Source organism: Belnapia sp. AC561 (assembly GCF_979252845.1).
Genome location: NZ_CEEDBP010000041.1, coordinates 1 through 12449 on the forward strand (window position 1 = coordinate 1; position 12449 = coordinate 12449).

Annotated in this window: 8 protein-coding genes and 1 pseudogene; 6 read left to right on the forward strand and 3 right to left on the reverse strand. The window is 68.0% G+C overall.

Going from position 1 to position 12449, the window contains the following annotated elements; all coding sequences use genetic code 11:
- The first annotated feature begins 351 nt into the window (after nt 1-351).
- From AC0IW9_RS25075 to AC0IW9_RS25095, 5 genes and pseudogenes are all read left to right on the forward strand, one after another.
- Entirely contained in the window at nt 352-1092 is a 741-nt protein-coding gene (locus AC0IW9_RS25075) for a glycosyltransferase family 2 protein (RefSeq protein ID WP_471651025.1), read from the forward strand.
- Between the two features lie 187 nt (nt 1093-1279).
- Nucleotides 1280-1462, forward strand: a pseudogene (locus tag AC0IW9_RS25080) (IS481 family transposase); the annotation flags it as partial.
- A gap of 345 nt (nt 1463-1807) precedes the next feature.
- On the forward strand, nt 1808-2566 hold the full coding sequence (locus AC0IW9_RS25085) for an FkbM family methyltransferase (protein WP_471651076.1): 759 nt from the start codon (nt 1808-1810) through the stop codon (nt 2564-2566).
- Between the two features lie 56 nt (nt 2567-2622).
- Nucleotides 2623-7185 (forward strand): FkbM family methyltransferase, encoded by a 4563-nt coding sequence (locus tag AC0IW9_RS25090; RefSeq protein WP_471651026.1) that lies wholly within the window; start codon nt 2623-2625, stop codon nt 7183-7185.
- Between the two features lie 141 nt (nt 7186-7326).
- Nucleotides 7327-8256, forward strand: a complete 930-nt coding sequence (locus AC0IW9_RS25095; RefSeq protein ID WP_471651027.1) for a ferritin-like domain-containing protein — start codon at nt 7327-7329, stop codon at nt 8254-8256.
- A gap of 63 nt (nt 8257-8319) precedes the next feature.
- Here AC0IW9_RS25095 and AC0IW9_RS25100 read toward each other — a convergent pair whose 3' ends face one another.
- Nucleotides 8320-8739, reverse strand: a complete 420-nt coding sequence (locus AC0IW9_RS25100; protein ID WP_471651028.1) for a lytic transglycosylase domain-containing protein — start codon at nt 8737-8739, stop codon at nt 8320-8322.
- Between the two features lie 97 nt (nt 8740-8836).
- Here AC0IW9_RS25100 and gspG point away from each other — a divergent pair, with 97 nt between their 5' ends.
- Nucleotides 8837-9277 (forward strand): type II secretion system major pseudopilin GspG, encoded by a 441-nt coding sequence (gene gspG / locus AC0IW9_RS25105; protein ID WP_471651029.1) that lies wholly within the window; start codon nt 8837-8839, stop codon nt 9275-9277.
- Between the two features lie 16 nt (nt 9278-9293).
- Here gspG and AC0IW9_RS25110 read toward each other — a convergent pair whose 3' ends face one another.
- Complete coding sequence (locus AC0IW9_RS25110; RefSeq protein WP_471651030.1) at nt 9294-10151, reverse strand: type II secretion system minor pseudopilin; 858 nt, start codon at nt 10149-10151, stop codon at nt 9294-9296.
- A complete protein-coding gene (gene gspD / locus AC0IW9_RS25115) occupies nt 10148-12403 on the reverse strand; it encodes a type II secretion system secretin GspD (RefSeq protein ID WP_471651031.1) in 2256 nt (751 codons plus the stop codon). Before gspD ends, AC0IW9_RS25110 begins: the two co-directional genes overlap by 4 nt.
- Nucleotides 12404-12449: the final 46 nt, after the last annotated feature.

Consider the following 12449-nt stretch of genomic DNA (forward strand, 5'->3'; position numbering starts at 1 on the left):
ACGACATCCTCGCCGCCATCCAGCGCTTCTGCCTCCGTTCCCAACAGATCGGAGGAACTACGGAATCAGGACACTAGTTCAGCTTGAACGGAAAGATGGGCATCCAGGGATCGGGGGGCAGCGATCCTTCTACGGCAGTCCGGCCTGGAGCGCCAATGGCCGGGTCCGTGCAACAACGCCTCGTGTGGCCGTCCTGAACGGCTTCACTTCACTTGGAATACCCGTCACTGAAGCCATAAGATAAAGCTGTCCGGGGAAAGGAGAACCCTGACCGTCAGCTCTTTGTGAAACACAGCTAAAGCAAGGTGTAAATTTAGTCGCGGTAATTTAAATCAATTTGAAAGAGCTATTATGGATCCCATAATTATATGTCCGTACCTTTATGACCATGAAAAACTGGAAATCGAGCAAAAATTCTTTTTAAACAACATAAACGGGAAACATCTCAAATTCTTCTTTTGGCAAGACAAAAAAATGATAGGCCCAGAGTTGGCATTTGAGTTTTGTTGGAGCCAATTTCCTGATCGCGATATAATAATAATTCATTCGGACATGGCTCCATTGGACGAATATTCAAACAACTCATGGTTTGATCAGCTTTTGCACTTCCGCGAAATGCTTCCTTATGCAGGCATCATTGGGTGTAATTTATTTTACCCCAGAACATCCCAATTGGAACCGATTATCGTTCAATGTGCTGGAGGGACGTTCTTGGAAGGCCGTATCGGACATTTACATGGACCAGTTAGTCATAAGCTTGGATCTGAGGGGATTGCAGCATCCACACTAAATCAAATTCGGAAAGTGCCTTGGGCAACGTTTGGCGGAGTTTTCATACGAAGGTCAGTTATCGATGCGTGCGGCAACTTTGATAGACGGTATAGTTGGGCTTATGTGCGTGATGTTGATTATTGTTTTGAGGCGCGAATGCGCGGTTTCCAAGTTTTTCAAGTTCCTGTCTCTTTGCAGCATGAGGAAAGCAGGACCACACGCCCTTTGATGTTGGCAAATTCGCAACTCGGCACGCAGGCAGCTGACAATCTTAAAATTTTCTATAAAAAATGGAAGTCTAATATATCTTTGGAGTTGTAAGATGCGGTCTTGGGATGAGATGTTGCGGAATGATTTAAAGTTTGTCGGATACTTAGTCCAAGCAGCGCAAATGGCCTTAAAGGAAATTCGCCATTGCAACGCCTTGCGGCTTGGCGAAGGCGTAAACGAGGGCTAGGTGTGCAGTCCCGGAGTGTGGTGCGTTCTCTCGTGACCAGGAGGACGCCCTATGGCAGCAGGTCTTCACGGCTCAGCCCGAACGACGCCACGAGTTCGAGCCGAACTCCAAGCGGCGCAAGCGTCGACCCGCGCCCTTGCCGCCCAGTACGGCCTAAACTCCAAAACCGTGGCCAAGTGGCGTGCCACCTCAAGGCGCTGCGATGGCAAACACCCTTCCAGGCCATCTGCGACGCCTGGACCAAGGATCCGTCAGGCTTCAAGATCAACCCGCACCACCTCATCCCGGGACCACGCAATGCGAAATAAAATAAAATCATGGCTTAACAAAACTAGGCAAGCCAATAGCTACTCAGTGAATTTCGAAATTTTTCAGGAACCTTGGAATCAAAGCTATTCTAGCTCCGCATCCGAAATGGATATATTGCAATGTTTTCGTCTGTTGCTCGGTCGCAATCCGCACCGTGAAGAATGGGCTGGGCATGCTGCCCGCGCTGGGGAACGACTTGAAACAGTTGTCGCTACTTATCTAAGCAGTCTCGAGTTTGAACGGCGAGGCCTGCTCTCGCACAAAAGTTCCATGGAGTTGAGTATCGTTTCTGCACAAGGCTTTCAAATTTATGTTTCGCGCAGCGATACGGACGTCGGCTCCCATGTCGCTACGGATAACTACGAGCCGGACGTGACCGCCGTCTTCGGCCGGGTACTGCGGCCGGGCATGGGGGTCATCGATATCGGCGCCAACATCGGCTACTTCAGCATGCTGTCCGCAAGGCTGGTCGGCCCCCAAGGCCATGTCCTGGCGGTCGAGCCCAACCCGCGCAACGCCAGGATGCTCGAGGCCAGCCGCCGACTGAACGACTATGCCCATGTGGCCATCGCGCAGGTCGCCGCCGGCCGCACGACCGGCCTGCTGGCGCTGCACGTCGGGCAATCGAACGGGACCACCTCCACACCCTCCGACGATCTGGACACGCTGCTCGGCGCGCAAACCGTCGCCAGCCTCAGGATCGACGACATCGCCGGCGCCGACCGCTCCGTCGGGCTAATTAAGCTCGATGTGGAAGGCGCCGAGTACAACGCGATCCTCGGATGCGAAGGGATCATCACTCGGGACCGTCCTACCATCATTAGCGAGTTCAGCCCGGATCAGATGCCCGGCATTTCCGGGGTATCGGGCCCCGATTACCTCCGCTGGCTGCTGTCTCGAGGCTATCGGATCGGCTGCATCCAGCCGGACGGTTCGGTCTCCACGCCGGGCAACGAGCCCGAGCCGATCATGGCAGAATACGCCGCGCGTCAGCGCGACCACATCGACATCGTCGCAACGCCCGGCTGACCGCACGCGGCACGCGCCCGTCACCCTTGAGCCAATGCCAATGCCAGGATAGCCGCATGACCTTCGTCTCCTATGCGCAGAATTTTGAAGATATCCTGCTGTGGCGTGCGCTGCGCCATGTCGGCCGCGGCTTCTACATCGACGTCGGCGCAGCCCATCCGGACGTCGATTCCGTCACCCGCGCCTTCTACGATCGCGGCTGGACCGGCATCAACGTCGAGCCGGTGGGAGGCTATGCCCAGCGCCTGGAAGCGGCACGGCCACAGGACACGACCCTGCGCCTCGCCTTGGGGGAAAGCCCGGGCCAAGCGCCGTTCTTCACCGTGCCTGGAACCGGCCTCTCCACCCTGGAAAGCAGCGTGGCGCAGGACTACCGCACGCAGGGCTTCACCGTCGAGGAAGGCACGGTGGCGATCGAGACCCTGGCGGCGATCTGCCGTCGGCATGCCCCGGCCCGGATCCATTTCCTCAAGGTGGATGTGGAGGGTGCCGAGCGCGCCGTCCTCGCCGGCGCCGACTTCGACGCATTCCGCCCCTGGATCATCCTGGTCGAAGCGACCAAGCCGATGTCGTCCGAGGAGACCCATGCGACCTGGGAACCGCTGCTGCTAGCGGCCGACTACTGCTTCGCCTGGTTCGACGGGCTCAACCGCTTCTACGTCGCCGCGGAGCACCACGCCGCCCTGGCACCGCATTTCCGGACGCCGCCGAACGTCTTCGACGACTTCCTGCGCGTCGCCGATACCGAATGGGCGCGGCGCATCAACGCGGCGGAAGCGGCCGCCGATGCGTTGCGGGACCGGACGCAGGTAGCGGAAGCCTGGACGCGGCTCGCGGAGGACCGCGCCGATACAGCATCGCGCCAGGTGCTCGGCACCATCGCGGAGGCTTCGCGGGCCAGGACACTGGGGCATGAGGTGACGGCGCTGCAGGCCAGCCTCGGCCAGCAGCGCGCACTGGCCGGCCAGCTGCGCACGCAGGCCGGCCAGCAGCAGGCCCGGGCCGAGCAGGCGGAAGCTTGGCTGGCCCTTATGCGCGCCAGCACCTCGTGGCGCATCACCGGGCCGTTGCGCCGCGCAGTGCGGCTGCTGAGGCCCGGCCGGGCGCAGCCGCCAGCGGCGGCACCGATCCCGGCCGCGCCGCCGTCCCTGCCCGAGCCGGCCGTCCAGCCGCAGGCGCTGCACCTGCCACCCCCCGTGCTGCCCGCGCCGCCGGTCATGCCGCGCCGGCCGATCCGCACCGTGCATCAGTTCCATTCCGGATCAGCGGTCGGCGATGCGGTCACCAACGGTATGCTGCTGACCCGCGCCCTGCTGCGCCGGCTCGGCTATGCCAGCGAGATCTTCGTCGAGCACCGCGATCCGCTGCTGGAGCATGAATTGCGGCTGCTGGACGAGATGCCGCAGCATGCCGACTACGTGCTGATCCTCCACCATTCCATGGGCTACGACGCCTTCGCCCGCGTGGTGGCGCTGCCGGCGACCAAGGTGCTGAGCTACCACAACATCACGCCGCCCGAATTCCTGGCCGGCAGCACGGTGTCGCAGGCCTATGCACGGCTGGGGCGCCAGCAGCTCGCGCTACTGCGCCCGCACGTCGTCGCCGCCCTGGCAATGAGCGAGTACAACGCCATCGAGCTGCGGGGCCTCGGCTTCGATCCGGTCCGCGCCTGCACCCTGCTGTTCGACATCGACGCGCTGCGAGCCCATGCGCTGCGCCGGCCGGCACCGCCGCACCCGGTCTTCACCATCCTCTTCGTCGGCCGGATCACCGCCTCGAAGGGCCAGCTCGAACTGGTCAAGGCCTTTGCTCGCTTCCTGGCCGGCTACCGCCAGGCTTCGCGCCTGGTGCTCGTCGGCCGGCCCGACGACGGCAGCGGCTACATCGAAGAACTGCGGTCGTGCGTTACCGAGGCGGGGCTCGAGGCGCACGTCCTGGTCACCGGCCTAGTCTCTGATGCGGAGCTACACGGCTGGTATGCGGCGGCCGATCTGTACGTCTCGCTCAGCCTGCACGAAGGCTTCGGCGTGCCGCTAGTCGAGGCGATGGCACGCGGTGTCCCGGTGCTGGCCTGGCCCAGCGGCGCGGTGCCCTATACGCTGGGCAACCTGGATGCGGGCGGGGTGCCCGGCCTGCTGGCGGACCGTGGCGCCGCCGCGGTGGCGGCACGGCTGCAGGCGCTGGCGAGCGATCCGACCGCACTGGCGGCCCTGGGCCAGGCCCAGCGCCGGTCCGCCGGGCGCTTCAGCCTGGACCGGCAGGTGCCGGCCCTGGTCGAGGCCCTGGCCCTGGCCGGCGCCGCGCCGCCATGCGATGGCACCACCAGGGCCGCGCTCGACGCCAACCTACGTTTCACCGTCACCGGCCATGCCAGCGGCAGCTACAGCCTGGCCTCGGTCAATCGGACCCTGGCGCTGGTACTGGACGCCGCCCGCCCCGGCCGGGCCAGGCTGGCGCCCATCGAGGGCCATGCGTCGGCGCCGCTGACCCAGCTCCCAGCCGGGACCGCCGCCGCCGTCACCGCCCTGGCCGCCCGCGATGCCTTCGACACCGGGCCGCATGTCATCGTCAGCAACCACTATCCGGTGCATGTCCCGGCCGAGCCCAGCGACCTGTCGCTGGCGCTGTTCTACTGGGAGGAATCGCTGATCCCGGCCGCGACCATCGCGGTGCTCGAAGCCGGGTTCCAGGGCGTGGTGGTGGCGACCGCCTCCGTGGCCAAGGCCCTGGTCGACTCCGGGCTCACCATCCCGGTCAGGCTGCTGGGCCAGGCGCTCGACCTCGCCCCCTTCGAGGCCCTGGCGCGGGCCCGCGGCGTGCGGCCGCCCGGCACGCCGGTCACCCTGCTGCATGTCTCCTCCTGCTTCCCCCGCAAGGGCGTCGACGTCCTGCTGGCGGCCTATGCGCGCGCCTTCCGCGCCGGGGATCCGGTGCGGCTGGTCATCAAGGGCTTTCCCAACCCGCACAACGACGTGGCCGAACAGATCGCCGCCCTGCGGGCGCGCGACCCCGGCTTGCCGGACATCCATCTCATCGACCGCGACATCGATGCGGCCGCCATGCTCGCGCTTTATGCCGAGGCCGATGTCATGGTCCTGCCCACCCGCGGCGAGGGCTTCAACATGGCCGCCGCCGAAGCCATGGCAGCCGGCCTGCCGTTGATCGTCACCGGCGCCGGCGGACACCGTGATTTTTGCGGCCCGGAGACGGCGCGCCTGATCGACTGGCGCCATGCCCCGTCCCGCACCCATCTGACCATGGCGCATTCGCTCTGGTTCGAGCCGGACGAGGCCGACCTCGTGCTGGCGCTGCGGGAGACGGTGGCCGCCTGCCGGGATCCCGGCCAGGCCGGGCTGGCCCTGGCGGCCCGGAGCCGCCGCGCCCAGGCCGCGATCGCCGCCGCGACCGACGGGCCCGCGCTGGCGGCCCGCCTCGCCGACATCGCCACCGCGCTGCTGCTGGCGCCGCCGCCGCGGCCCCTGCGCCAGGCCTGGGTTACCAGCTGGGCGGTGCGCTGCGGCGTCGCCGAATATTCTCGCCATCTGCTGGAGAGCGTCCCGGAGACCATGGCCGGGGTGACCGTGCTGGCGGATGCGCGGACCGCACCGGTGGACCGGCCCGATGCCGGGATGCCACGGGTCCGGGTGGCCTGGCGCATGGGCGATGCGGCCAGCATGGACCAGCTCACCCAGGCCATCGCGGCGGAAGACCCCGAAATCCTGGTGATCCAGCACCAGCCCGGCCTGTTCGGCTTCGACGCCCTGGCGCGCCTGCTGGGGTCGCCGGCGCTGGCCGGGCGGGTGGTCAGCGTCACCCTGCACACGGTGGAGCAACTGGTGGACGAGGCCGGTTCGGTCCGCGACCGGACGGTCGTCGCCCTGGCCACCGCCAGCCGCATCATCGTGCATACCCTGGCCGACCTCGAAAGGCTGCGGCTGCTCGGCCTGGTGGCGAATGCGGTGCTGATCCCGCAGGGGACCCCGCCCGCCGGGGCCGCCCAGGCCCTGCGGCCGCTGGGGCAGGAGGACGCGCCACGGATCGGCTGCTACGGCTTCTTCCTGCCGGGCAAGGGCATCCCGCAGCTGATCGAGGCGGCGGGCCTGCTGCGCCGGCGCTGGCCCGGCCTGCGGCTGCGCCTGGTCAATGCCGAATACGATGCCCCGGATTCCGCCGCCGAAATCTCCGCATGCCGGGCCCTCGCCGCGGCGGCCGGGCTGGCCGATGCCATCGAATGGCAGACGGATTTCCTGCCCGATGCGGATTCAATGGCCCGGCTGGCCGAATGCGACGTGGTGGCGCTGCCGACCCAGGCCTCGAAGGAAGGTTCGAGCGCTTCGCTGCGCAGCGTCCTGGCGGCCGGCGTGCCGGTCATCGTCACCCCACTGGCCTTCTACGCTGAAGCCGGAGAGGCGGTGGCGCGGTTCGCTGGCACCGGGCCCGAGGCCCTGGCCCAGGGGCTGGACGCCCTGCTCGGCGACCTCGCCGCCCGCCGGCAGTGCCAGTCCGCCGCCGGTCGCTGGATGACGAACCGCAGTTGGGATGTCATCGGACCCAGGACGCAACGAATGCTGGCCGGGCTGCACGCGGCCGGGCACCTGTATCGGTGGCCAAGACGTTAATGTTTTGATGAAAATTTAAACCCGGGATTGTAAAATAAACTGCGTTTGGCCTGCATCCATTGTGCCTTGGGCAACGTATTGCTGAAAGCGGTCACACGGCCGTGGCGTGGATAGAGCCTTAGAGCCGGGTGACACCGGCTGATGCTCCATCCGGCAGGTGAGAAGGAAACTTCCATGTCTCAGAACGATGCGAATGAAGAAGAAAATGTCAACGTGAATCGCCGCGGCATTTTCGCGCGGGCCGGTTTGGGCGCCGTTGCGCTCGGTGCCATGGCGTCGGCGGGCGTGGTCCTTCCCTCAGCTCCGGTGCAGGCCCAAGGCATTACCGACGTCGATATTTTCAACTTCGCCCTGAATCTCGAATACCTGGAAGCCGAATTCTACCTGCGCGCCGCGACCGGCCAGGGCCTTGCCGCCAGCGACACCACCGGGACCGGCGCGCTCGGCGCGGTGACCGGCGGCAGCCGGGTGCCTTTCCAGAGCACTTACGTGCGGCAGTATGCCGAGAAGATCGCGATCGACGAGCAGGTGCATGTGAAGTTCATCCGCGCCGTGCTCGGCAGCAGCGCGGTGGCCCGCCCGGCGATCGACCTGCAGCAGAGCTTCACCACCCTCGCCCTGGCGGCCGGCCTGATCGTTCCGGGCCAGACCTTCAACCCCTTCGCCGATGAGATCAGCTTCCTCCTCGGCGCCTTCGTGTTCGAGGACGTCGGCGTCACCGCCTATGGCGGCGCGGCATCGCTCATCAGCAACCGCGACCTGCTCTCCTATGCAGCCTCGGTGCTGGCGGTCGAGGCCTATCACGGTGGTGCCATTCGCGCCCTGCTGGCGAATCTCGGCGGCCAAGCGACGGTCGGCCGCATCACCGCACTCCGTTCGGTGCTGTCCGGTGCTGATGACGAGCGCGGCATCTCCTTCCAGGGGAACAACTACTTCATCGCGCCGACCGACCAGCAGGGCCAGACCTTCCGCCGCAGCCCGCGCCAGGTCCTGAACATCGTCTATGGCGGCGTCAACGCCACCTCCGGCCTGTTCTTCCCGAGCGCCATGAACGGCACCATCCGGGCCTAAGCCAGCGGCTCGAGCCCAGGACCGGCATGGGACGGCGTCACCGCCGCCCCATGCCATCCCCTGTCACCGACGCATGGCCGCCGGCGCCTCGAACAACCGCCGGGCGGCATTGACCACGCGGCCGCGATAGGCCGCATGCAGCCCGGGTGTCCGCGAATGGTAATTGCCGACCGCCTGCATCAGGTCGCCATCGGCAGCATCCAAATAGCCCCGCAGGATGGCGCCCGCCGCCGCGATGTTGAAGCAGGCCCGATGGATCAGCCGGTCCCGCACCTCGGCTTCCGGCAGGCCGGTGTAGCGCGCCAGTGCCGGCAGCCAGAGCGTGTTGACCTGCATGACGCCGAGATCCTCGCTGCCGTTGGTGTTCCTGGCGACGGACCCCGGGCGGCCGCCCTCGATCGCCTGGATGGACGGCAGCACGCGCGGCGGCAGCTGGTAGATCGAGGCGACGAGGGCCATGCAGGCGAGATAGGGAAGACCCATGGACGTCGTGCCCGTGCTGCTGCTGGATGCGGCGGCGGTTGCAGCACCCGCCCCTAGCCATGCCACGTCCGCCCCTGCGCCGAAAGGAATTTTGCCGATGCCTCGCCGTGCTGCCGCCCTGTCCCGCCACTCCGGACGCGACGCGGGCTTCACCCTGCTCGAGGTCCTCGTGGTCATCGCCATCCTCGGTCTGCTGATTGGCCTGGTGGCACCGGCGGCACTCCGGCAGCTGGGCGGGGCGCGGGTATCCGTGGCGCGGCAGTCGATCGAACGGCTGGCCTCCGTCCTCGACATCTATCAGCTCGACACCGGCGGCTACCCGAGCACCGACCAGGGGCTCGCAGCGCTGAATACCCGCCCGCCCGGCCTGGGCGGCTGGAACGGCCCGTACCTGCGGGCCGAGGGCGTGCCCATGGACCCCTGGAACCGTCCCTGGGTCTACCGCAATCCCTCCAGCCGCAGCGGCCGGAGCTACGACCTCTGCTCGAACGGCGCGGACGGGACCGGCGCGCAGGACCAGCTCATCTGCAACCGCTGACGCGGATGATCACGCGCTAGTCCTCCTCGATGCCCCAGGCCAGGATCTGGAAGGGCGCCCCGTTGCTGCCTTCGCCGACGCGCACGACGGCGCGGCGGGCGAAGCGGGCAACGTCCGCGGCAGGCGTGCCGCCACCGCCGCGGCCGCGCTGGATGGCAGTCGCGGCGATGGCCACCACGCGGCGGCCGGTCTGCGGCGATGCCGCGAATTCTTGCGCCCCGAGCGACCCGCGCAGGGCGCGCAGCACCAGCGGATCGGCCAGGCCCGGCTCCGGGTCGCCGTCGTTGAACAGGCTGAGATGCGGCGCCAGCCGCGCCAGCAGGGGCGGCGTCATGCCGAGCACCGCGCCGAGCTCGCCGATGCTTTGGAAGGGTGCATCCGGCGGGCCGTAGCCGAGCCCGGCATTGCGGTATTCCCGCGCCTTGGCGCCGAAGGGGCGGGCTTCGGCGGTCGGTGCGCGCCAGTCGGCGATGGCGGCGGCAAGACGGGTGGCGCCCTGGCTGTCCACGCCGAGCTGGCGCAGCAGCGCCGTCAGCAACTCGACCGAGGCGAGGTTCGGATTGACCTTGCCCGCCTGGTCATCGAGCCGGAGGAGGATCTCGCCGCGCGGCATCGGCAGCGTCCGGGTCCGGCCATCGGGGCGCCAGCGCGCCGGCGAGGTATCCAGCATGCGGAAGATCGCTTCCTGCACCGCGCCGTCGGCCGCCGCCTCGAGTACCGCCGCGTTGCGCAGGTTGGCCGCGACCAGCACCGCGCCATGGCCCGAGGCGGTGACCCGGGTCGCCACGAAGGACAGCATCACCATGGCCCACAGCACGATCAGCAGCGCGAAGCCGCGCTGGTCCTGCCGACCGGGCCGGGTCGCCGGTTTCACCGCTCCAGGCCGAGCCGCCGGCGGACCCGCGCCTGCGGGTCGGGCAGGCCCGAGCGTGGCAGCGTGTTCAGCTGATCCTGCACCGCGGCGGCGTTCAGCACCTGCTCGCGCAGGTCCTCGGTCAAGGCCCTCGCATCGCGCTGGTCGTGAATGACCCGCGGCGTGATGAGCACCAGCAGCTCGGTCCGCTGCCGCCGGTTGTCCTGCTGGCTGAACAGCGAGCCGAGCAGCGGGATGCTGCGCAGCCAGGGCAGGCCGCTGTTGCCGCGCGTGACGTTGTCGCGGATGAGCCCGGCGAGGCCGATGGTCTGGCCATCCTGCACCGCGACGCGGGAGCGGACGGTGCGCTGCAGGAAGGTGGGCGAGTTGATCCCCGTGGTCGTGGTGTTCGGATCGACGTCGCTGACCTCCTGAGCGATGTCGAGCGTCACCAGCCCGCCGCTGTTCACCCGCGGCGTGACCTCCATGATGACGCCGGTCTCCCGATAGGACACCGAACTCACGATCGGCGCACCCGCGGTCAGCGTGCTCTGCGCGCTCTGCGTGAGGTAGGGCACCAGCGAGCCGACCTGCAGCCGGGCCGGCTCGTTGTCCAGCACCATCAGCTGCGGCGACGACAGCACCCGCACGTCGGTGACGGACTGCAGCGCCGAGATCGCCAGCGGCGCGCCGGTCGCGGCGCGGCCGGCGAAGACGAAGCCGGGAAAGCCGCTGGCCAGCGTCGCGGTCGCGGCGGTGGTCAGCACGTTGTTGAACTCGCCGGTGCGGAAGAAGAACTGCGTGCCGTACTGCAGCGCGTCGTTCAGCGTGACCTCGGCGATCACCGCGTCGATGCGCACCTGCAGCGGCAGGATGTCGAGCCGGCGCAGCGTCGTCTCGATGGTGTCGCGTTCTTGAGGGGTCGCATAGATCAGCAGCGCGTTGTTCTGCGGATTGGGGACGATCCGCATGGCCTCCGGCGCGGCTTCCCCGCCGCCGCCCGGCTCGAGCCCGCCGAGCAGCGGGTTGCCAGAGCCGGGCTGCTGCCCGCCGCCGCCGGCAATCCCCTGGGCGCCCGACTGGCCGCTGCCCGATTGATCGCCGCCGAGGCCGGAGGGCTGCCCGCCCCCCTGGGCCAGCCCGCCGCCGCCGCCGCCGCCGATGCCGCTTACCGTCCCGCCGCCCGGCATGCCGCCGCCGCCGCCGGTGCCGCCGTTCAGCTGCCGCGTCCCGCGGCCCGGCGCCGTGCTGCCCACCGGGGTCGGCTGCGCCGTGACGTTGCGCGGGGTGAAGGCCTGCTGCAAGACATAGGCGATGTCGTTGCTGCGGCTGTTCTGCAAGTAGTAGACGTTCCAGCCGCGCAGGGTCTGGCGCCGCACCCGCTCGACCAGGGCATAGACCCGCCGGGCCTGGTCGATCGCGCTGCGCTGGGCCGAGACCACCAGCACGGCGTTGATCCGCTGCATCGGCACCACCCGCACCACCCCGGCCAGGCTGCCGCCGCCCGGGCCGCCACCTCCGCCGCCCTGGCCGCGCAGCGCATCCTGCATGGCCGCGGCAAAATCGCGCGCATCGCCCGAGGTGACCGGCAGCAGCGCGTAGGACTGGCCGGCCAGCTGGTCCACGTCGAAGGCCCGCACCAGGCCGAGCAGCACGTCCCGCGTCAGCGGGTCCCCGCTGATGAGCAGCAGGTTGCGCCCGGGGTCGGCGGTGATGCGGCCACCCGCGCCGACGAAGGGCTGCAGCACCCGCGCCAGCTCCTCGGCCGCGGCGAAGCGCAGCGGCACCACGGTGCCGCCGGCATCGGCCCGCCCGCCGCCGGCCGCGCCGCCCGCCGGCGCGCCGGGCGGGGCGGCGGCGGGTGCCGCGCCGCTGCTCGGCAGCACGCGGTAGATGCCGCCCGACTGCACCAGGGTTGCGCCGTTCTGCGCCAGCAGGGTCTGCAGGATCGGCAGCAGCTGCGCGCGGGAGACCGGCTGCGCGGTCCGCAGGGTGGCGGTACCGCCCACGCCGGGGTCGATGGTGTAGCTCGCGCCGAGGATGCCCCCGAGCACCTGCGAGACCACCTCCCGGATGTCGGTTTCCGCGAAATTCAGCGAGATGTCGCCGCCACCGGCCATCCCGGGCTGGCCGGGCGGGCTGATGAACGGGGCGGTGCCGTAGCTGCTCTGCGCCCCCCCCAGGGCATCGGGCGAGCCCAGCGGGCCGCTGAGGCGTGGCGCCGCGACCTGCTCAGTGGTGCCGAAGGGCGGCTGCGGGAGGGGCCGCAGCAAGGGCTCGCGGACCCTCTCGCAACTGGCCGCCAGCAACGGCAGGAGA